General features: G+C 62.4%; 14 protein-coding genes. 3 read left to right on the forward strand and 11 right to left on the reverse strand.

All coding sequences use genetic code 11. The annotated features are described in order from the left end of the window. The first annotated feature begins 93 nt into the window (after positions 1 to 93). Genes DDIC_RS13625 through DDIC_RS13635 form a run of 3 tightly spaced genes read left to right on the forward strand, consistent with a single transcriptional unit; the run spans position 94 to position 7117 of the window. Complete coding sequence (locus DDIC_RS13625) at positions 94 to 5142, forward strand: response regulator (protein ID WP_136400938.1); 5049 nt, start codon at positions 94 to 96, stop codon at positions 5140 to 5142. Between the two features lie 30 nt (positions 5143 to 5172). Next, entirely contained in the window at positions 5173 to 5595 is a 423-nt protein-coding gene (locus DDIC_RS13630) for a universal stress protein (RefSeq protein WP_136400939.1), read from the forward strand. Positions 5596 to 5653: 58 nt separating this feature from the next. Further along, a complete protein-coding gene (locus DDIC_RS13635) occupies positions 5654 to 7117 on the forward strand; it encodes a phospholipase D-like domain-containing protein (protein WP_348769729.1) in 1464 nt (487 codons plus the stop codon). Between the two features lie 222 nt (positions 7118 to 7339). Here the strand turns inward: DDIC_RS13635 and DDIC_RS13640 are convergent, their stop codons facing one another. From DDIC_RS13640 to DDIC_RS13690, 11 genes are all read right to left on the reverse strand, one after another. After that, positions 7340 to 8026: a cytidylyltransferase domain-containing protein gene (locus tag DDIC_RS13640; RefSeq protein WP_136400940.1), complete on the reverse strand. Its 687-nt coding sequence runs from the start codon at positions 8024 to 8026 to the stop codon at positions 7340 to 7342. Between the two features lie 22 nt (positions 8027 to 8048). Next, positions 8049 to 9734, reverse strand: a complete 1686-nt coding sequence (locus DDIC_RS13645; protein ID WP_136400941.1) for a cytidine 5'-phosphate N-acetylneuraminic acid synthetase — start codon at positions 9732 to 9734, stop codon at positions 8049 to 8051. Positions 9735 to 9824: 90 nt separating this feature from the next. Then, a complete protein-coding gene (locus tag DDIC_RS13650) occupies positions 9825 to 11012 on the reverse strand; it encodes a DegT/DnrJ/EryC1/StrS family aminotransferase (RefSeq protein WP_136400942.1) in 1188 nt (395 codons plus the stop codon). Positions 11013 to 11108: 96 nt separating this feature from the next. Beyond that, the gene (locus DDIC_RS13655; protein ID WP_136400943.1) at positions 11109 to 12188 is read right to left on the reverse strand and encodes an iron-containing alcohol dehydrogenase family protein; all 1080 of its coding nucleotides are present in this window, start codon (positions 12186 to 12188) and stop codon (positions 11109 to 11111) included. 141 nt (positions 12189 to 12329) lie between these two features. Continuing rightward, complete coding sequence (locus tag DDIC_RS13660; protein WP_136400944.1) at positions 12330 to 12770, reverse strand: DUF805 domain-containing protein; 441 nt, start codon at positions 12768 to 12770, stop codon at positions 12330 to 12332. Positions 12771 to 12790: 20 nt separating this feature from the next. Then, entirely contained in the window at positions 12791 to 13648 is an 858-nt protein-coding gene (gene folD / locus DDIC_RS13665; RefSeq protein ID WP_136400945.1) for a bifunctional methylenetetrahydrofolate dehydrogenase/methenyltetrahydrofolate cyclohydrolase FolD, read from the reverse strand. A gap of 182 nt (positions 13649 to 13830) precedes the next feature. Next, the gene (eno, locus tag DDIC_RS13670; protein ID WP_136400946.1) at positions 13831 to 15132 is read right to left on the reverse strand and encodes a phosphopyruvate hydratase; all 1302 of its coding nucleotides are present in this window, start codon (positions 15130 to 15132) and stop codon (positions 13831 to 13833) included. Between the two features lie 191 nt (positions 15133 to 15323). Continuing rightward, on the reverse strand, positions 15324 to 16139 hold the full coding sequence (locus DDIC_RS13675) for a type III pantothenate kinase (RefSeq protein ID WP_136400947.1): 816 nt from the start codon (positions 16137 to 16139) through the stop codon (positions 15324 to 15326). 496 nt (positions 16140 to 16635) lie between these two features. Beyond that, a complete protein-coding gene (glmS, locus tag DDIC_RS13680) occupies positions 16636 to 18465 on the reverse strand; it encodes a glutamine--fructose-6-phosphate transaminase (isomerizing) (protein ID WP_136400948.1) in 1830 nt (609 codons plus the stop codon). 216 nt (positions 18466 to 18681) lie between these two features. Further along, complete coding sequence (locus DDIC_RS13685) at positions 18682 to 20601, reverse strand: SurA N-terminal domain-containing protein (RefSeq protein WP_136400949.1); 1920 nt, start codon at positions 20599 to 20601, stop codon at positions 18682 to 18684. A 129-nt stretch (positions 20602 to 20730) separates the two neighbouring features. Further along, positions 20731 to 22356 carry a sigma-54-dependent Fis family transcriptional regulator gene (locus DDIC_RS13690; RefSeq protein ID WP_136400950.1) on the reverse strand — a complete coding sequence of 542 codons (1626 nt, stop codon included), beginning with the start codon at positions 22354 to 22356 and terminating at the stop codon, positions 20731 to 20733. Positions 22357 to 22494: the final 138 nt, after the last annotated feature.

Genomic DNA, 22494 nt, shown 5'->3' on the forward strand with positions numbered 1-22494 from the left:
GCAAACCGCCCCCTGCCGCGGAATCGGAGGCGCTTTTGTGCCTGAAGGGGGAAAGCATATAGATATACCGGCGAACTTACAGGCGGAACAACCATGACTGTCTTTTTCTCTGGCATTTCGCGTGCCCTGCTGCGCACGTGCGCTCTGTTTTTGTGCATTGCCTGCGCAAGTTTCGGCGCACCTTCCATAGCGCACAGCGGCATGATTCCGCCCGTGATGCGCGCCTCAAGCGTGCCTCTGTTGCCGGATCTTCAGTATTTTATCGATGTTACAGGAACCATGGATGTAGAGGAGGCTGCTGCCCCCGCCAACAGCCAGATGTTCAAACCGCTGGACGTCAAGGCCCTGCCCCGCGTGGCCGGGGTCATGTGGCTGCGCTTTACCCTGGCTCCCCTGCCCGCTGGCGGTCGTTCGCAGGCAATGCTGCTGGACCTGGGGGCAGACATTCCGGCCGACCCGGTGCTCTACGAACCTGCGCCAAACCCCCTTGGCGACGGAGTGGAGTGGCGCGAAATTCTGCCCGCCCACCGCAATGTTTTGCTGTTGCCGGAGCCGGGGCCAGAGGCTGTTGCCTGCTATATACGCCTTGACGGCCTGCCGGGTCTCTGGTTTTCGCCCATGCTGCGTACACCGCAGGACGCCGCCACCAACCTGGGCAGCCTTTCGGGCACTGCGGCGCTTTTGGCCCTTGGGGTTGTCATGCTGCTGTGCCTGCTGCGCGGCCTCTCCGAGAGGGGCCAGTGGCGCGTCTGGACAGCCCTGTATGTGGGCGTGGCGCTGCTGCAGGGCGTGTTGGGCATGCCCGCCTACGGGTCGGGACACATTACGCTCACACAGGCGCTGGCCGTGCTTGCGCCGGGTCTGGCCCTCATGCTTTTGCCCCACGTGGGGCGTCACCTCATGCGCACGCGGGGTCGCTCGCCCCTGCTGGACGCGCAGTTTGTGCTGCTTTCGCTGCCTGGCGCGGCTCTGGCCCTGTTGCCGCTTCTTCCCGGTTTTGGCTGGAGCATACGTTATCTCTCCCTTTGGCCCGCGTGTACGGCCATTTTTTCGCTGAGCGCACTTGGCGGCGCAGTTATGGGCCTTGGCGGCGCCCGCCGCTTTTTGCTGGGCTGCCTTGTGCCGCCCCTGTTTGTGGTTGCGGGCGTCATGGGCCTTGATTACGGCTACGCGGCCAACCTGCTGGCCTCCGCGCCCCTGTGGGGCACGGCGCTGAGCGCCCTGCTTATTGCGGGAACAGGACTGCCGCGAGACATGGCGCAGACAGAAGCCCCATCCAAGACGGGCAAGGGCGCGTCCAGCAAACGAGAACCCGCAACATCCACCCGCAAAAGCATCGCCGGGCTGGATGCTGCCCTGGTAAGCTCGGGCCTGGACGATGGCCCCATCAACCTGGAAGCTCCGCTTGACGACCCCAATCTGCGTCTGCTGCCGCCCTCTGCAACGGCCAAAACAGCAGCGGACTTTTCCGCCCTGCCGGTAGACATATCTGACAACGCCGAGCCAGCCCCCCATGCCGCGCGTGCAAAAAATCAAAAAACCACAGCCGCCAGCGCCGACCCCGGCATGTGGGAAAATATGCTGCGCCCGCCGCTTGACCGCCTCATGCGCGAGGGGGCCGCGCTCAGCCACTGCTCGCTGCCGCCCGCCGTACGCCAGTATGCGGAAAATATGCTCGGCGCTGCGGGCGACATGGCCAAGATTATCGACAACCCGGGCCAGACGCTGGAGCAGTCCAGCGTCGGCGAACCGCGCACGCCCTTCAACCTGCAGCATCTGGTGCGCGCGGCCCACGACGGCGTAGCCGCAGCCGCCGAAAATGCGGGCATCGGCCTTGCATGGTACATGCCTCCCCTGCTTGGGCATATGTATGAGGGCCAGGCGCGCGCCCTGCGCGAAACTTTGGGCATGCTGCTTGAAAGCGCCGTGCGCGCCACCACGCGGGGGGCCGTGCACCTTTCGGTGCGGCGTGTTCCCGAAACAGTCGACCCCGGACACCTGCTCTTTACCGTGGCGGACACGGGAGCGGGCATTCCGCCGCGCGACAGGTCTTCACTGGCGCTCACCCGCGCCTGGGAGCTGGCTGGCTCCAACAACGGCTACCTCAATGTGGAGTACGGCCCGCAGGGATCCTCCATCGCCTTTACCCTGCGCCTTAAGCCCCTTGAACTCGCCGAAAACGCCGAGCCAGCCGCACCGCAGGCCCGCACCCCCCATATTGCTGTAGTGGCCGAAAGCGCCGTGAACCGTCAGGCGCTGGCCCACATGATCGACAACCTGGGCTGCAACAGCACCGAATCGCGCAGCATGCACGAGGCCCTGCAGTGCAACCGCGAGGCTCCGGCCTTTATGCTGGTGACCCAGTATCCTCAGCACGGCGCGGCCGAGGCCGATGCCCTGGGCCGCTTTGAGGCGGAGGCGCTCGAATCGGGCCTGCCCGTATTCAAGGCTATGGCCATCACCAAGGACGATAAAGACTGGGACTCGCTGGCGGAAACAGGCTATACCCACGCCCTGCTTGAACCTGTCGACGCCGAGGCCTTTGCCGCAACCCTGCGCGAAGTACTGGACGAAGCGGGCTTTTCCGGCAAACAACCAGCCAATCCCTCGGCGGAAGCCATGTCTGCCATGCCAACAGACACAATGACGGCAGATGCTGGCGAGACTTTGGCCATGCAGCCTCTTGACGATCTGGCCCTCGCCGCGCGGCAGGATTCTCTGCCTGACGATGCCTTGCGCATGGACGCCCGCCCCGCGCAGCAACCGGAGCAGAACCCTCTGCCCGACCTTTTTGGGCAGGACGCCCCGGCGGGGGATATGCCGCTGCTTGACCTGCAGCAGGCCGATTCGGCACCCGTGGCCGCCGACGCACTCCAGATGGCCGGCCCTGAGGCTCCGCTTTCTTTCAGCGCGCACGAACAACCGGAACTGACCCGCCCGCTTACCGACCAAGGCGAAATACTGCTGCCGTTGATGTCAGACGCCGCCGCGGCAGCCGACGACCAGGCCCCCATTGAACTTACCGACCTCTTGCCCGCTGAAAACGCCGGGGAGGACGCAGGTCTGCGGCTCTCCCTGCAGGACGATGCCCCCACCGACACGGTTGCGGCGGAAGCGGCTGTTGATCAGCCTGAACAGGCAGCAGCCCCCCAATCCGGCCTTGCTGCGACAACCTCGGCAGCCCCTGCACCGGAACTTACGCCAGACGTAGCGGCAGATCTGGCGGCAGATCTGGCGGCACTTGCCCCGACAGCCTCGCAGCCAGATGCCCGATTGGATATTCGGGCCGACGCCAGTCATGATGTTCAGCCGGAGAATGAGCCCGCCATTGCGCCGGAAACACCGGAAGCCCTGCCCGAGGAGCTGCCAGAGGAGCTGCCAGAGGAGCTGCCAACGCAGGCGGAGAACGCCGCCGCGCAGGCAAGCGCAGGCAGCGCGGATGAATTTTTGGCTTCGGCCGGGCTTGAAGGCCCCCACTGGGCCGCTGAATTTCCGTCGACGGATGCCGCTGCCTCAGAGGGCCCGGCTGATCTTGCAGCCCTCGCCGACGGGGCGGCAGAGGTATTGACGCCAGCACCGGTAGACGCCGCGACGGCTCAGGCTGCGGCTGAAGCCAGCTCCGCGCCGGAGCTGCCAGCCAGCCAGACCGCCAGCCAGACCGCCAACCAGTCGGGCAACCCCTTTGCCCATGGATATGCCAGCGGCCCGACGGAGGAGCAACCCCCTGCGCCCGTTGCCCATAACGCCACGGCTGACACGGCTGACATGGCCGAGCCTGCCGCAGAGTTCGCCGGGGCCGTCGGACTGGACGCCATTGAATGGCCCGACCCCGGCGCGCAGACCAATCAGCAGGACAAGCAGCAGACCAGCCCGTTTGCGCCCCTCAAAGGCGGGGTAACACCTGCGGAATTTATTGAAGCGGCTCTGCCCGCGCAGCCGGGCATGCCTGCGGTGCCTGAGGCGGAACAGCCGGAACCCCCACTGCCCGCACCGGCTGGGCAGACTGAGACAGAAAATACGGACTCTCTCCGGGCTATGACCGGCAGGGCTGGCGAAGCCACGCTCTCGCCCGTCAATGCAACCGGCGGCACGGCTGCCCGCAAAGAGGACTTTGACGTGCCTGCGCCCGCAGGCAGGGGCGCGTGGGACAACTACAGCCTGCACGAAGAATGGGTGGGGGAACCCATGCCCCTCGGCACGCCGGTGCCAACCGCCCGGGTGCTGCCCGAGCGGGCCGACCGTGGAGCTGCACAGGCCGTTGGCAAGCCCGTTACCGAACCCCCTGCACGGGCCGCAGCCACCGTTGCTCAGGCGCGGGAGACCCAAAAGACGTACGTGAGTCCAAGCCTTGCGCATCCCGGTGAATGGGTGGGCGAGCCCATGCCCATGACTAAACCCGCGAAGCAGGAAGAAGAACCGGCCCCGCAACAGGCTGACGACCGCCGCAACCGCCCGGTCGAAATGCCGCGCACCGCCACAGGCAGGCTTATTCTCAAGCTGCTGGGCAGCGCAGGCGACAGACCGGCTGCGGAAGGGCAGGACCAGACCAGCGACAAGCCCGACCTGATGGCCGATCTTGCGGCCATGCCCGAACAGAACACGCCTGCGCCTTCAACCCAGGCGGCTGCCGAGCCCGCCGCGCCAGCGGAACCCCGGCGTACCGCAACCCAGCTCAAGGCCAGCGGCGCGGCCAATTCCATTATGAACTTTATCGCCGGAGCCGCCGAGGCCCTGCGCCACACAAACCACGAAGGCCAGCCAGAGGCGGACAGCCCCACAGGCGCAGCACCAGCCCCCGCGCAGCAGCCTTTTGCGCCCGCCGCGGCGCCCTCTGCGGCGCTGGTTGCCCCCAATGCGCCGCGAGAGACAGACCAAACAATTCCGCAGCTTGTGGCGCGGCTCGACTCCGCCATGGACGACGCGCAGCAGGGCTTTAAAAACCGGCGCTGCGCGGTGGTGGGCGATGCGGCCAACCGTATTGCCACCGAGTCCGACGCCTTTGGTTTTCGCGTGCTGGCACGCATGGCCCGTTGCGTTGAACGGGCAGCCAAAGCCAACGACATGAACGCCCTGCGCGATCTGTTGCCCGAGCTGGCCGTGGCGGTCGAGCGCAACCGCATCGGGCTTACCCCGCGCCGCTAGCCGACACTTTACTGCAGACAAAGGGAACCCATGTACAAAACCATACTTATCCCCGTAAGCGACAAAAACGGCCTTGGCCGCGCAAAAGCCGCGCTTGCCCATGCCCGCAACTTTTCGGGCGCGGAGATTGTGCTGCTGCACGTTTTTGAGCCCCTGCCGCAGATCGTAGGGGGCGCAGCCCACGCGGAGCTGCTCGCGGAGCAGAAAGCCAAGGGACAAACCCTGCTCAATACGGTTGTTGCCGAATCCCAGCTGCCCGGCGAGCATGTACGCTGCCGGGTTGACGAGGGCACCACGGCCGAAACGATCATCCGCGTCGCGCATGAGGAAGACGCCGACCTGATCGTCATGTTCACCGACGGACGCGACGGCCTGCAGGACCTGCTCCTCGGATCCGTGACCGAACGCGTGCTGCGCAATACCGACACGACCCTGCTGGTTATACGCCGCTGACATTCCGGGGCGGCCTGCGGGCCTGCCCTCAACCCGCCCCCTTCACCTGCAAGGGAGCATGCAATGGCGCTGGCCCACTGCTGACGCGCAATCACTGTGGGGATACATGCTGTTATTTTTTGAAACCCTGGGCATACTGGCTGTTCATATTGTCTCGTGGGTTGCGGTCTGCCACGCCCTGCTGACCAAACACGATCCCCGGGCGGCCCTCGGCTGGACAGTGACAGCGCTGTTGCTGCCGCTGGTGGGACCCATGTTGTATGCCTGCTTTGGCATCAGCCGCGCGGAGAGCCGGGCCAGCCGCATTATGCGCCGCCAGCAGCCCCTTGAGCCGGATTACGCCCACCCTCCGTTTTCCAAGGTTCCCCCGGAAAACGTGCCCGACAGCATTGCCCGCATGGAGCACATTGGCCGCGTGCTTACCGAGCAGCACCTCAGCAGCGGCAATGCCGTCACGCCCCTGTGCAACGGCGACCAGGCCTACCCGGCCATGCTTGAGGCCATAGAAAAGGCCAGAGACCACGTTTTTTTGTGCACCTACATATTCAACGCGGGCAAGGTGGCAACGGCCTTTGGCGAGGCGCTGGCCCACGCGGCTGAGCGCGGCGTGGACGTGCGCCTGCTGGTGGACGGCATAGGCATGCTGTATTCACTGCGCAAGCCATGGAAAAAACTTGCGGCCCATGGCGTGCAGGTGGCCATGTTTCTGCCCCCGCGCCTGTTTCCGCCCAATTTCAGCATCAACCTGCGCAACCACCGCAAAATGCTGGTGTGCGACAGCGTGGCCTTTACCGGCGGCATGAACATAGCCGACGACAACCTGGCTGCAGGCAAGGCCAAGTACGTGCAGGACGTGCACTTCAGGTGCGAGGGCCCCATTGTGGATCAGCTGCGGCGGGCCTTTTTGCTCAACTGGGGTTTTTGCACCAACAACTATCCGGCCCTGCCGTCAACCACCACGCTGCCCCGCGGCGAGAGCCGCTGCCGCATCATCATGGACGGCCCCGGCTCCGAGGCCGATATCCTCAACGACGTTTACTGCGCCATCATCAACGCGGCCCGGCGCTCTGTGCGCATCATGACGCCCTATTTTCTGCCTTCGCACGGTCTGGTCTCGGCCCTGCGATCGGCCGGTCAGCGCGGCGTAAACGTGCGCATTGTGCTGCCCGCCAAAAACAACCTGTTTTACGTCCACTGGGCGCAATACCGCCTGCTGCCAACCCTGCTCGAGGCGGGCGTTCGCGTATGGTACCAGCAGCCCCCCTTTGCCCACACCAAGCTGCTGGCCGTGGACGGTTACTACGCCCAGATAGGCTCGGCCAACCTTGACGCCCGCAGCCTGCGGTTGAACTTTGAGCTGAATATGGAAGTATTTGATCCCGATCTGCACGACCAGATCGCCAACCACATCGACAGGGCCATCATGACCGGCAAGGAGATCACCCAGACGGATCTTGCCGCCCTGCCCCTGATCTACAAGCTGCGCAACGCCGCCTGCTGGATTTTTTCACCCTATCTTTAGACCAGCAAACCCTCCGCGTGCGCCCTGTCAAAAAACACCCGTACGCTGCGTATGCACGCATTTATGCCAGGCGCCTTGCCCGGTCTGCAAATACGGGTTTAACGCCTTACAGCGCCGCTGGCGTCCCCAAAAGGCCCACAACGCCGCAGCCCCCGCATGCCCATCAGCCCGCAAGGGCAGACAGGGCACCCGGGGGCTGCCAGATATACGGGTCAAAACCCGTTAGCCAAATACGCGCACTATGTCGCTTGCGTCCATGTCGGGATGGATGGGCTTGAGAGCCAGACGGCAAAAGTCGTCAGCCCTGTCCATATCCAGCTTGAGGTCTGGGCGGCGCAGCCAGTCTTCTGCTGGGTCAAAGGTGCCAATTTTGAAACTGGCGGCGTTGTCCCAGATGTAGTTGAGGCAGTGCTCGCGCTGCGAAGTCTGTGTGGCCTTGGCGTCCAGCTCTTCCAGCAGGTCGCGCGAGAGAATCTCGGCTCCCAGGCCATCGGGCCAAAGGTTGTTGCGCGGGATATGGTTGTAGGCGTAGTCCCAGTTGCCCTGGTTGTAAAAATCCACCAGGCGGTCAATGGCCCCGGCCCAGATAAGCGGATTGTCCGCGCAGACGCGCACCACGCGCCCTGCGTCCGCCGTGCGGGCCGCCAGACAAAACCGGGCCAGCACGTCGTCTTCCGACCCTGCCACGCAGGGCACGCCGCGTCTTTGCAGATGTTCGAGCAGCACGCGGTCAAGCGGCGTATCGGGCACGGCAACCATGATGCCGTCAAGCTTTGCCGCCTGCGCCAGGCGGCGCGTAACCCAGTCGATAACCGGCACGTCGCGCAGACAAAGCAGCGATTTCATGGGAAGCCGCGTGGAGCCGAGGCGGGCCTGAATAATGGCTATGACCTTGCCGTTGTTGCGCATGGGTGTTCCTTTGTGGAGCAGGTTATGCGTGCTGTGGTTGAGCTTGGGCGACAGGTTCCGCCGTCTGCTGGGCGACGCCTTCCTGCAGGATGTTTTGCATCAGGCCCACCACGCGGCCCTTGTTGGCCGTAAAATTGAGGGCGTTCTGGCGGTCCCAGAAGCGCTTGCGCCGCGGATTTTTGAGCATGGCCAAAAAAACGTTGCGGATCTTGGCGTCGCTGACCCTGTCCATGATGCCCACAAAGGCAAAGCCGTTGCGGGGGCGGGCAAAGGTGTGCCGCGCTTCGCGCTCGTGGTGGGCCAGCACCATTGACGGAATGCGCATGTGGGCCAGCTCGTACACGGTTCGCCCGGCGGAGCAGATGGCAAGGTCAGCCCCCTCCATCATGCGGCTCATGACGTTGGTGGCCCAGGTAAATTCCACCAGCGGGTTGTCAAGCCTCGCCAGATGCGCCTCCATGGCGTCCTTGTGGGCATAGCCCGGCCCGGCCACCAGGCGGATGCAAATGCCGTAGGCGCGGCATATGGGCTCGATAATGTCCAGCACCCGGCGCGAGCAGTCGTTGAGATCCGTGCCGCCAAACGTGATGAGCACGGTTTTGAGCTCGGGCCTGAAGGGATTGCGGGCCGCGCCCAAAAATTCGTCGCGCAGGCAAAAATAGTCCGGCCCGTAACGCAAGCGCTCGTTGCTGTCCCTGTCTTCATACAGGGCGTTGATGACCAGCCGCGCCCAGTCCGCGCCGGGGCCTTCGTCCTCAAAATTGACGCAGCGCACGCCCGCGGTGGTCAGCCGCGCCATGTAGGCCGAGGGGGTGTTCAGGATGTCGTTGACCACCAGGTCGGGGCGCAGGCGCAGCACGGTGTCGGCCAGATCCTCGTTGCCCTGACGCACGATTTTGTAGTCCTTGCGGGCCACGCTCTCCACCGCCAGCTCGCTCTCGCGCGTGCAGACAAAGCTGACCTTGTGGTTGGTTATCTCGTGGGCCAGCATCAGCGCGCGGTACACGTGCCCCATGCCGATGGCGGGCCAGCCGGCCACCACAAAGACCACATGCCGCCGCTGCAGCAGGTGCTCGCATATCCACCAGTCCTGATACCCCTGAATTTCGATGGCCCTGTCGTTGAGAAAATACGGCACTATCTTGCCGCGCCCGGTCATGCCGCCGTTGGCCGCCTGCAGCAGGGCAAGGCGCAGAATGATAAGAGCGCGGCTTTCCACCACCAGCATTTTTTCGCTGTCGTGTCCGGCGTCCTCATCCAGCAGGCTTTCCAGCCCTTCGCCCTGCACGTTCCAGATGCGCTGGCGCATGCTTTTGACCGTCACCAGGCTGTCGGCCTGCGCCTCGCTGTAGCGCTTCCAGGCGTCTTCCACATCCACCCAGGTCAGCAGCGGACAGGAGGCCCGCAAAATCAGGCAGTGCTCGTACTCCCGCGCAAGCTCGGCCAGCAGCCCGCGCATCTCGGCCACGATGTCCAGACTGGTAAAGCGCAGGTCCTTGTTCCAGTGATGCCGCACCCCAGCCCGCTCGCAGATCAGCGCAATCTCCTGGCTGTCGGTCAGCACCATGATGTCGTCGCCGGGCAGCACGCTGCGCGCGGTATTGATGGCCCTTTCCACAAGCGTGACCCCGGCCAGCTTTTTTACCAGCTGGTCAGGTATGACGGCATTTTTTTTGACGGCAGGTATGACGATGCAGCGTTCTTTCACTTTTTGTCTCTGCTGAGCGAGAAGGGGCGGGCTTGAAGCCCCCCGTCGACGCGGCCAAGGCCGTACCGGCAGGGGGCGTGACAGGCCGCGTTAGCGCAGGCTGGCCAGAACCTCGCGGGTGGAGGCCAGCATGTAGGCAAACTCCTCCTCGCTCATCCAGTGCTGGAAGGGGAAGGAAATCATGGCGTCAAAAAAGGCGTCGGCATTGGGGCAGTCGGCCTTGCCCATGCCAAGACGGCGATAATAGTCGTAGCGGTCCAGCGGTATGTACTGCACCACGCACTTTACGCCCTTGTCGTTAAACATGGCCCGCATAAACCGGTCGCGCTTTTCAACACCCGTGGTCATGCGCGCGACCAGCAGGTGATAGTTGTGACGGCGCGAATCCTCCCGGTGGAATTCCAGCTCGGGAAAATCGGCCAGCGCGTCGATAAAGCGCAGGGCGCGGGCGCGTTTTTCGTCGTTGATGCTGTCGATGCGCTCAAGCAGCTTCGCGCCGAGGGCGCATTCCACTTCGCCCAGGCAGTAGTTGTTGGGCTGCAGCACGTCATTGTCCAGCATGGGCAGATCCACGTTGCCCATGGCGGGCTTCCAGTAGTCGGGCCGCTCAAAGTCATAACCGCAGTGCCCGTTGTGGCGCAGTGTGGGCACCAGCGCCGCCAGCTTGGGATCGCGCACGTAGAGCATGCCGCCCTCGCCAAGCGTCGTGAGGTTTTTGTGCGAATGGAACGAAAACACGGCCATGTCGCCAAAGCTGCCGGCCTTTTTGCCGTCAAGCTCGGAGCCGATGGACTGGGCCGCGTCTTCAATGAGAATCAGCCCGCGCTCCTTGCACAGGGCCGCGATGGCGGGCATGTCGGCCACGTAGCCGTACAGGTGCACCACCACAACGGCCTTGGTGCGGGGCGTAATGGCTTTTTTGATGCTTTCGGCCGTCACTACGCGGGTGAGCAGGTCAACGTCCGCCCAGGCCAGCGTGGCGCCTTTTTTGATGTAAGGGTATGCCGAAGCCGTAAAGGTGTGCGAGGGCATGACCACTTCGTCGCCGGGCTTGAAGCGGCAGAGCTGGGCCGAAAGCTCCAGCGCCGAAACACCGTTCATGGTCACAAAGCAGCTGCCCTGGGCCACGCCCTGATAGGCGGCAAACTTGCTTTCAAATTCGCGCATATGCACGCCCTGGGTGAGCGGGTCGGCATTGCGCATGGCCTCGACGACCACGGCGATTTCTTCTTCCGTGTAGCGGATGGCGCGGCCGCTGAAATTTACTTTAAGGTCCATAAGGACTCCTTGTGGCAAATGCGCCGCCGGAAGGCCCGACGGCGCACAATATGCGGTTATCACATCCTGCGGCAGCGCGTCTTGCGCCGTGCGCGGCTACATGCGCTTGAAGCGCTCGATAACGTTTTCCTTGGTGAGGATCTTTTTAAAATCCGGTCCAAGACGGTTGGAGAGCGGCTTTTCGTGCACAATGCTGGCCTCGTACAGGGCGTCGAACTGCGCGTCTGTGAGGCCCTTGCAGATGCCCTTGGGCAGGTCGATGCCCTGGCGTTCGATCATGGACATAAAGTCTTTGTATTCGTTGGGGTAAATGTCTTCAAGCACGGTGATGGCGTGGCAGTTGGCAATGCCGTGGTGCATGTGCAGCACCATGCTGAGCCCGGCCGACAGGGGATGCACCACGCCCACGAAACCGGCGGCCATGCCGCCCATAAACGAGGCGATCATGAGCTTTTCGCGGTTTTCGTCGCTCATCATGTCGCTGGAATGGTAGACCTGCTTGCTGAGGTCGATGGCTTTTTCGGCCAGCGAATCGACCACCACGTTGCGGTAAGAGCCGGTGATGCTCTCAAAGCAGTGCATGTAGGTGTCGATACCCGTGTAAAAATACTGGTTGCGCGGCACGCTGGCGGTCAGGTCCGGGTCGAGCAGCACCTGCTCGAACATGGTAAAGTCGCTGTTCATGCCCAGCTTGATGTTCTTGGCCTCGTTGCAGATGATGCCCGTGCGCGAGGTTTCCGAACCGGTGCCGGAGAGCGTGGGAACGGCGATTTTATAGGGAGCGGGGTTTTTGACCAGTTCCCAGCCCTGATAGTTTTCAGCCTTGCCGGGGTTGGTCAGGAGGTTGCCCACGCACTTGCAGGTATCAAGCACGCAGCCGCCGCCAAAGGCCACCATAGCGCAAGGAACGACGCCGTTAAGGTAGGCCTTGACCTTGTCGGAATAGCCGTCGATGCTGTCCGTGGTGGGCTCGTCGGTGGAGTCTACGTAGACAACCATGTCCTTGCTTTCCACAGGCAGTTTGGCAATCAGATCCTTGCCTTCAAAAAAATGATCCAGAAAAAATACGGCGGGGCCCTTTACTGCGGCGCGACGTGCGCCAAGCAAATCGCCAAGCTGGCTGAGGCTGCCCGAACCGATCATATAATAACCGACATTTTTCGCGTTGCGATACATAGTTTGCCCTCTCAGTAATGGCAGATGATGACCGGGCCATACGCTATAGCCAAACGTCTGGCAAGCTGGCCTGCAATGGGCCAGCGGCGCGGATTTTCGCCTGTTGCCGCCACGGGCGGCTCAACCTTTATATGTTGGCCCTCAGACCGCAGTTCCGTCAAGAGGATCAGGGCCGAAACGGTTGGGGCCGCACGTGCCCTTGAGCGCGTACAGCACCATCAGCGCCAGGCTGACAAGGCCCGCTGCGGCGGCGGAGCACGCCAACAGCCAGGTGGCGTCAAGCGCCGCCCCCGCGATGCCCGGCAGCACCAGCAACAGCGGCAGGGCCTGCCACCAGCCGGAAAAATCGCGGTCGTGCAACCTGCGCGTTGTCACCCCCACCGTCGGCAACAGGAGCCACAGCCCCTGCCCGGCACTGACTATGGAGGCCAGCGCCGGGGCAAGCGCCCCCAGCACGGCCACAAGAATACTCAGGATAGTGGAAAAAAGACAGAACCACCAGAATTCAGACCGGCTGGCCCGCCCTTTAAACCGGCAGTAGTTACGGGTCAGGCAGACTTTTACGGCCTCTCTGAATTCCATGGGCTTCTCCGCGGGCAGGGTCAGGCCCTGTGCTTGCGCCAGCTCTGCACGGTATTGCTCAGCAGCATGGCAATGGTCATGGGCCCCACCCCGCCGGGCACCGGCGTAATGGCGCTGGCCTTCTGGCTCACGCTGGCAAAGTCGGCATCGCCGCACAGGCCCTCGGGCGTGCGGTTGATGCCCACATCGATGACCACAGCGCCCTCGCGCACCATGTCGCCCGTGATGCAGCGGGGCCGGCCCATGGCCAGAAACAGAAAATCAGCCTGGCGGCACTGCTCGGCAAGGTCGGGCGTGCGCGAATGGCATACGGTGACCGTGGCGTCGCCAAAGCGCCCGGAGCGGGCCAGCAGCATGGCCAGCGGCTTGCCCACAATGTTTGAACGGCCCACAACCACGGCTTTTTTGCCGCTGGTGGGCAGGTCGTAGCGTCGCAACAGCTCCATGACCCCGGCTGGCGTACAGGAAACATAGCCCGGCAGGCCGAGCGAAAGCCGCCCCACACTCACGGGATGAAAGCCGTCCACGTCTTTTTCAGGATCAATGGCCAGCAGGCATTCCTGCGCATCCAGCCCCTTGGGCAGCGGCAACTGCAGCAAAATGCCGTCCACCTCGGGGTTGGCGTTGCATTGGGCAATGAGTTTCAGCAGGTCCTGCTGGCTCGTGGAGGCGGGCAGATGGTGGGGAAAGGACACGATGCAGGCCTCGGCGCAGGCGCGCTCCTTGTTGCGCACATATACCTGCGAGGCGGGGTCTTCACCCACAAGAATAACTGCCAGGCCCGGAGCGCGCTGCCCCCTGGCGCGGGCGGCGGCCACTTCCGCGCCAAGTTCCGCGCGGATGTCGGCGGCGGTTTTTTTGCCGTCAATCAAAATCATGTTGAGCTCCGAAAGTATGATGGCCGCCCTAAACAGGGCGACCGCCGCTCCCGGCCGGTGCGGCGGTCGCTGGTAAACCCGCGCCCATCCATTTGCGGTTGCACGCGGGTTGGAGGTCCATACGAGATCAGCGGTGTCAAGGCCCGCAGGCCGGTCAACAACCAGCCTGCGGGCGTGTGGAATTAGTCTTCTTCGTCAAGCTGCAGATAATATTCGGCCATGATCGGGCCAAAGAAATCCGCGTCGTCGCCCAGTTCTTCTTCAATGCGCAGCAGCTGGTTGTACTTGGCCATGCGTTCGGAACGGCAGAGCGAGCCGGTCTTGATCTGCCCGGCGTTAACGCCTACAGCCAGATCGGCGATAAAGCTGTCTTCCGTTTCGCCCGAGCGGTGCGAAACAACGGTGCTGTACGAGGCTTCCTTGGCCATTTCGATGGTGTCCAGGGTCTCCGTGACAGTGCCGATCTGGTTGAGCTTGATGAGGATGGAGTTGGCCACGCCCTGATCAATGCCCTCGGCCAGAATGCCGGGGTTGGTCACAAATACGTCGTCGCCCACCAGCTGCACGTGATCGCCCAGAGCGGCGGTAAGCATGCCCCAACCGTCCCAGTCGCTTTCGGCCATGCCGTCTTCGATGGAGATAAGGGGGTACTTCTGGGTAAATTCGGCCAGCCAGTCGCTCATCTCGGCATTGTTAAAGCTCTTGCCTTCGCCGCCCAGAACGTACTTGCCGTCCTTGTAAAATTCGCTGGCGGCGGCGTCGATGGCCAGGGCCACTTCCGCGCCGGGGTTGTAGCCCGCTTCTTCAATGGCCTTGATGATGTAGCCAAAGGCTTCGTCGTGGTTTTTGAGGTTGGGGGCAAAACCGCCCTCGTCGCCCACGCTGGTCACGTGGCCGTCCTTTTTGAGGATGGCCTGGAGCATATGGAAAATTTCCGCGCCGATGCGCAGCGAATCGCGGAAGGTCATGGCCCCCACGGGCATGATCATGAATTCCTGGATGTCGAGGTTGTTGGGGGCGTGCGCGCCGCCGTTGATGATGTTCATCATGGGCACGGGCAGCACCTTGGCGTTGATGCCGCCAAGATACTTGTACAGCGGCAGGCCCAGAAATTCGGAAGCCACGCGCGCGCAGGCCATGGAAACGCCCAGCATGGCGTTGGCGCCAAGGCGGGACTTGTTGTCCGTGCCATCCAGATCGATAAGGGTGTTGTCGATCTGCACCTGACGCAGCACATCCATGTCCACAATGGCCTCGGCGATCTCGCCGTTGACGTTTTCAACGGCCTTGGTCACGCCCTTGCCGCCAAAACGGCTTTTGTCGCCATCACGCATTTCCAGGGCTTCGCGGCTGCCCGTGGAGGCTCCCGAAGGCACCGCCGCACGGGCGCTGTGACCGGATTCCAGCGTCACTTCCACTTCAACGGTGGGGTTGCCGCGCGAATCGAGAATCTCACGGCCATAAACAGAAGCAATGCTGCTCATTGTCTACTCCTTTTACCCTGGCGGGCTTGTTTGCAAAGATGCTTGCCGCGCCAAAAGCGACGGCTGCAAATACTGACGGACTAAAGAGCTGCTCTCCAGCGTCGGCATCAGGGTGATGTACGGAGCACGCCGCGCCGCATCAGCCGCGAAACGCACTGTACGCTAACGCGCACGTAAAAATGCCCGGCCTGTTAATCAGCCGCGCCGCGTTCTTCTTCAACCGCGCCGCGCTCTTCATAGTACAAGCGGCGCAGGCCCTCAAGCAGCAGCATGGGCAGTACCTGATCAAACACAGGGCTTACCCTTGCAATGGAGGAGGCAAAGCCCCCGGTGCCAAGCACCTTGACCGGGCCGGACATCTGCCGCCTGAGCCGCTGGGTCAGCCCCTCGACCATGCAGGCAAAGCCAAAAACCAGGCCGTGCTGGATGCTGGTGGTGGTGTTGCGCCCCGGCGTGGGCTCGTCGGCGCGCACGTCCAGGTTTACCCTGGGCAGCTTGGCGGCCTCGCGCGAGAGGGCGGTCAGGGCCGTACGCGGCCCGGGAAAAATCAGGCCGCCCATGTAGGCGTCGCCGCTGACGCAGTCGATGGTCACAGCCGTGCCAAAATCAACCACGAGCAGGGAGGGTATTTCGGGATACATACGGCGTGCCGCGTACGCGCCCACCAGGCGGTCTGCGCCCACTTCGGCGGGCCGTTCATAACGGTTTTCAAGCGGGACGGGCAACTCCTTGCCCACGCGCTGCAGCGGACAGCCCACATAACGGGCCACAGCCTCTCGCAGCAGGGGGTCAAACCCCGGAGCAACCGACGAGACAATGCAGGCCTTGAGCTGCGCGGCGACAACGCCCGCATGCTGCAAGAGCGTAAGGAGCGTAAGGCCAAAATTGTCCGCCGTCTGGGCGGTGTCGGTGCGCAGAGTGTACGAGGTCAGCACATGCCGCTCGTTGCCCAACCCAATTTTAATGGATGTATTGCCTATGTCGAAAAGCAGAATCTCGGGCTGCATGTATGCCTCCGCAAAGGCCTGAAAGGTTACAGATACAGATTATGCCCAATTTGGCTCGGCTAGGCAAGCCACAGGGATCAGGCGTCCGTGTTTTGTCGCCCAGGGAGGCCGCATGAACGCAACCGCGCATTGCCGACAGGTTTTTCCTTCGGGCAGGTTTCCAACCCCTCACGCGCCGGTTACTGGATGAGGGAAAGATCAACCTTGCCGTCAAACAGGTCTTTGAGCGCAAAGCTGTATTCCTTTACCGGATGATCGGGGTTGGCCATGCGCAGATGCAACGTTCCGCTGCCGTCGGGCGTCTGCCCTGACAGGGGCGGCCAGCAGAACCAGCACGCAAAGCAAGTGCATAACTGTTGTCATAGCAGCGACCCCATTGTTAATGGGCCTCTGGCCCGCAAAAAAAACGCCGCCCCAGCGAAAAACTCTGCCGATGGCGGCGCTATGCGCATACCTTGACGCGGGGAGTCGTTTCCACCGGGCCTGAAGATCTGGCTTATTCCACAGTAACGCTCTTGGCCAGGTTGCGGGGCTGGTCAACGTCCTTGCCGAGGTAGTCGGCGGTTTCGTAGCTGAACAGCTGCAGCGCGGGCAGAGCCATAAAACCGGCCAACGGCGCGGGGAGCTTGGGGATAACCCAGGTATCCTCGGCCCCAAGGTCAAAGCCCTCGTTGGTCAGGGCGATAACCTTGCCCTGACGGGCCTGCACCTCGACCATGTTGGACTTCACCTTGGGCAGCAGCACATCGTCCAGCGCCAGCGCAAATGTGGGAAAAGAGGGGTCGATCAGGGCGATGGGGCCGTGCTTCATCTCGCCAGCAGCATAGCCCTCGGCATGAATGTACGAAAGTTCCTTGAGTTTCAGCGCGCCCTCAAGGGCCAACGGGTAGCAGTGGCCGCGTCCAAGATAAAAAAAGTTGCGGGCCTGCGAATACTTGCGCGAAAGCTCACGGGCTTTTTTGTGCATGGCGGGCAGCGCGGCGTCAAGCTGGGCTGGCAGGCTTTCGAGCATGGCAATGATCTTGCGGCGCTCGTCGGCGGGCAGGGTGCCGTTGCGTTTGCTCCAGTACAGGGCCATAAGCGCCAGCATGAGCATCTGGCTGCACATGGCCTTGGTGGAGGCCACGCTTATCTCCGGCCCGGCCTGGGTATAGAGCACAGCCGAGGCGTCGCGCGCAATGGACGAGCCCACCACGTTGCACAGGCCAAGCACGGTGATGCCGCGCTCGCGGGCAATGCGCAGGGCGGCAAGCGTGTCGGCGGTTTCGCCGCTCTGGCTGATGACCAGCACCATGTCTTCCTTGTCGAGCAGCAGCGAATCGCGGTAGCGGAACTCGGAGGCTATCTCCACCTGCACGGGCACGTGCGCCCAGTGCTCCAGCAGATGCCGCCCCCACATGCCCGAATGGTACGACGTGCCGCAGGCCACAATGTGCAGACGGCGCGGCACAGGCAGGCTGTCCAGCTCCGCCAGGCGCACGTCGCCGTGGTCGCCTTCCACCCGGCCGGTGAGGCCGTCTGTGACGACGCGGGGCTGCTCAAAAATCTCCTTGAGCATAAAATGGCGGTAGCCGCCCTTTTGCGCAGCCTGCATGTCCCACTGGATGGTCTGCGGCTCGTGATGCACCGGGCTCAGGTCCTTGAGGCGCATGATGGCGTATTCTGAAGCCGTGGCGCGCACAAGCTCGCCGTCTTCAAGAAAAACCACCTGCCGGGTGTAGGGCAGAAAGGCCGGAATGTCGGAGGCCACAAAATTTTCGCCAGTGCCCTGACCAAAAATGAGCGGAGCCGACATGCGCGCGGCATAGATCACGCCTGGCTCGTCCTTGTCCATAAGGCAGACGGCATACGCGCCGTGGGCCTCGCGCAGGGCTGCGGCAAAGGCGTGCAGCAGGTCGGGCTCGGTCTTGCGACGCTCGGAAACAAGGTTCACCAGCACTTCGGTGTCGGTCTCGGAGCTGAAGGTATAGCCTTTGGCCGCGAGGTCGGCCTTTATTTCCTGATAATTTTCAATGATGCCGTTATGCACAATGGCAAGAGCGCCGTCGTTGGAACGGTGAGGATGGGCGTTGCGCTCGGCGGGCACGCCGTGGGTGGCCCAGCGGGTGTGCCCCATGGCGCTGGTGGGCGTGGCGATGCCTTCTTCGTGGGCGAGCTTTTCTTCCAGCGCGGCCAGCTTGCCGGTGGCGCGCACCACATGCAGGCTGCCCTGACGGGCAAAGGCAACGCCGGCAGAGTCGTATCCGCGGTATTCGAGACGGCGCAGGCCTTCAACCACAACGGGAACCGCAGGTCTGTGACCTGCATAACCGATAATGCCGCACATAAAGTGCCTCCTTTCATCGCCGGGCAAAGCCCGGTCACAGACCAGCTGGTCGATCTATGAAATATAGGTAGGTATGTCGTTTTGTAAACATCCCGGCCGTCAGAACGGAAAGGGAATGTGGGGGAAATACACAAGGCCGGAACCGCGTACGCGGTTCCGGTCCATACTGCGGCTGTCTTGTCTGCGGCCTGCGGGCGGGGTTTTACGCCGTGCGGGCTACATGTTTTTTCTGTCTACGATGTCCATATTGTGCACTTCGACCTTGGCGGTCGAAAGCAGGCGCTGCATAAAGGTTTCGTACAGCCCCTGCACGCGCTCGCGCTCCACGGCGTTGGCCATGATATCCTTGACCATGTCCCACTCGGCAGGGTCGGAGGGCTGCACCGCGCCCACGTGCACAAGCACCGCGCCCTGTCCGTCCTTGGGGCTGCTGACCGCAAAGGCGGCGGGCAGCCACTGGCCGATCTTGACGCTGAACACGGCGGCTGCAAGCTCCGGATCCGGGCCGAAGTCCGCCAGTGTTCCACTGCGGTCCATGGGCTTGGCAGTCTTGATGTTCATGCCCGTTTTGAGCGTGGGGTTGATGGCTCCGTCCACAAGGCCCTTGCGGCGCTCGGTCGCCGCGCGCATGGCTTCGGTCAGGGCTTTTTCGCCCTGCAGACGGGTGGTGATTTTTTCTTTAACAGCTTCAAGCGGTTCGCTGGAGGCGGGCTGGGCATTAAGCACGCGGGCAACCACGTAGGCGTCGCCAGCTTCCAGCGCGCGGTCCACCGGCGAATTGGCCGGAGTTTTTTCAAGCACGGCGGCCGATTCAGCCGTAATGCCCATCTTTTGCTGCAGGTCATGTGCAGAGGCAAGGCCCGTCTGCTGCGCCTCCAGGCCAAGGGCCTGGGCGCTCTTTTCGAGGGGTTTGCCGAGGATGTTGTCTTCAATAAGGTTGTCAAGAACATCGCGCAGCTTGTCAGCGCCCTGCTCCTTGGCCATGGCCTTGCGCACTTCGGCGGCCACGGCGGCAAAAGGCTGCGTGCCGCCGCCCTTCTTTTCTTCAACTTTGATGATATGCAGGCCAAACTGGCTGCGCACCGGCGCGGAGACCTTGCCCGCATCAAGGGCAAAGGCGGCGTCTTCAAAAGGCTTGACCGTGGAGCCGCGCTTGATCCAGCCAAGCTCGCCGCCGGGGCCGGCGGCATTGGGGCCGTTGTGGGCGTTGGCTACATCGGCAAAACTTTTGCCGCTTTTGAGCTCGGCCTGGATGGCTGCCACGGTTTCCTGAGCTTTTTTGACATCGGCCTCGGAGGCATCCTCGGCCAGAGGCACGAGGATGTGGGCCGCCTTGACTTCTTCCTGCTGGTTAAACCGGGAGGCGTTGGCATCGTACCACTTGCGGGCGTCGGCCTCGCTGACGGATTCGGGCTTGATCAGGTTTTCTGGCGAAATACGGATATAGGCCACGTCCACCTTGGGCGGAATGGCAAACTCGCCCTTGTGGCTGTCGTAGTAGGCGGCCACCTCCGCATCAGTGGGCTTGGCCCCGGCCATGAAGTCGGCGGCGGGAACAAAGATGTAGTCGGGCACGCGCTGCTCGCGCAAAAAGTTGTAGCGGTTCTGGGCTTCAGCGGGGTCGTGCCAGGCGGCTGCGGTGACCAGGGCAAAAAGCTTTTGCCGCAGCAGGTCTTCGCCCATGTCGTGCTCGTACTGGGCAGGCGTGATGCGCTGCATCTGCAGCACGCGCTTGTATGATTCGGGGTCAAACTGCCCCTTGGCGTTCTGGAAAGCGGGGATCTGCCCCACAGCCATGCGCAGCTCGAGGGGAGTCACCGTAATGCCCGTGCGGGCCGCCTCCTGCCGCAGCAGGGTCTGGCTCACGAGGTCGCGCAGCACCTGACGCCCCAGGCCCTGACGGACCAGGTCGCGCGAGACGCCGGGGTTGTTGCGCATCACGGATTCTTCCGCGTTGCGGTAGGCCATTTCAAAATCCCGTGCGGTGATGGGGTCGCCGTTGACCACGGCCACGAGGTTGCCCGTGCCGCTATCCTTCATGCTGCCCACGCCCCAGAAAATGAAGACGAGAATAATCAGGCCAAAGGCCAGCTTGACGCCGAGAGACTGTGAATTTGAACGGATATACTCAAGCATGCTTACTCCGAGATGCGGTATTTCCAAAAGATAAGGAGGCATCATATGCGTAAACGGCAGGAAACTCAACAACAGGAACGCCACGCGGGAAAATACCTGCGTATGGGCCCTGCATGTGCGCGGGCGCGGTTAGCCCTGGCCGCCTATACCAAGTTTGCGCATTCTGTGCTGCAGCGTTGAGCGCGGCACCCCCAGCAGGGCGGCGGCCCCGCGCGGGCCGGAAATACGCCCGCCCGCGCGTTGCAGGGCGCGCGTTATGTGCTCGCGTTCGTTTTCTTCAAGGGTGGAGATGCGGGCGGTTGCCCAGTCGGCAGGCTTTGCCGCGACGGCATCAACGGCGGCAGGCGCGGCCCCGCCGGCGGCCAAGGCTGGCTGAGGGGCGTCGTCGTTTTCGGGCGACCAGAGGTGCAGGGTCTCCACGACAAAGTCTTCCGTTACGGCAGAGTCGAGCGAATGCAGCAAGATACGGCTTACCACATTGCGCAGTTCGCGGATATTGCCGGGCCATGAATGCCCGGAAAGGGCCTGCACCACAGTGCGGCTCAGGCGGGGAGGGCGGATCTCGTACGTTTTGGCAAACTGGTGGATAAAATGGTCGACAAACAGGGGAATATCATTTTTGCGCTCGCGCAGCGAGGGCATGCGCACAACTACCGAGCCCAGGCGGTAATAGAGGTCGCGCCGCAACCGCCCCTGGGCCATGGCCTGGGCAAGATCAATATTGGTAGCCGATATGACGCGGATGTCCACCCCCACAGACTCTGCCTCGCCCACACGCTCAAACGAATTTTCTTCCATAACCAGCAAGAGCTTGCTCTGCATCTCGGGGGCCAGCTCGCCAATTTCGTCCAGAAACAGCGTGCCGTGCTGCGCCAGCTCAATACGCCCTATGCGCTTGGCCGTAGCGCCCGTAAAGGCCCCCTTGGCGTAGCCGAACATTTCGCTTTCAAACAGGGTGGGAGCGATGGAAGGGCAGTTGACCTTGACGAAGTTTTCGTCGCGGCGGGGGCTGTGCCGGTGCAGCCACCGGGCCAGCATGCTTTTGCCCGTGCCGGTTTCGCCCGTGATAAGCACAGGGATGTTCAGCTTTGAAACCTTGCGCGCAACCGCCATTATGCGGGTCATGGGCGGCGTTTCAAGCAGCTTGGTCTCAAGCAGAATGGTGCTTGAATCGTCAATCATCTTGTCCGTACGGTCCGGCACGGGCCTGCTTTTTGCCATGCGCTCCTCAGCCAGCACGGCAAACAGAAACGTGGTCAGCACGGGCGTAAGCTCAATTAAAAAATTGAGAATTTCAACTATGTTGTCTGGCTGTTTGACAAACGAAACGTGCAGCGTGCCGATAACCTCGCGGTTGATGATCAGCGGCACGGCAATGGTGGCGTTGAGCCCCACCGAAGACAGCGGTATGGGCCCGTCGCCCAGATTGTACGAAGAAAGATCGTTGATAACCACCGGCTTGCGCGAGGAGATGGCCAGGTCGGCAACGGTGTTGCGGGCTATGCGGGTGTTGGAAAGCGACTCCACAACGGTTCCGTCAGCCGCCGTAAACAGGTTGAGAAACTCGCGCTCGGAGTCATACAGGTTGATGCAGAAGCGGTCATAGTGAAACAACACACGAAGCTGTTTTGAGAGCAGCTGAAAAAACGCGTTTCTGTCGATCTTTCCTGCCACAATGCGCGCCAGATGGTGAACTACCTGCCCAACAGTGAGGGAGGGCGTGTTGAGACCTTCGGCTGTAATTTTGTATTCCATGGTGACCGCCAATATTTGGGTAATTTTGTGCCCAAATATCATCATTACTGCCTAAATATCAAGCCATTAGTTGAGCGTTCAATCAAGATTGTGAAAAAAATCCATATTTCCCGCCGCATAATTCGGCTCGCTAAAATT

The sequence above is a fragment of the Desulfovibrio desulfuricans genome, assembly GCF_004801255.1.
Classification (GTDB): domain Bacteria; phylum Desulfobacterota; class Desulfovibrionia; order Desulfovibrionales; family Desulfovibrionaceae; genus Desulfovibrio; species Desulfovibrio desulfuricans_C.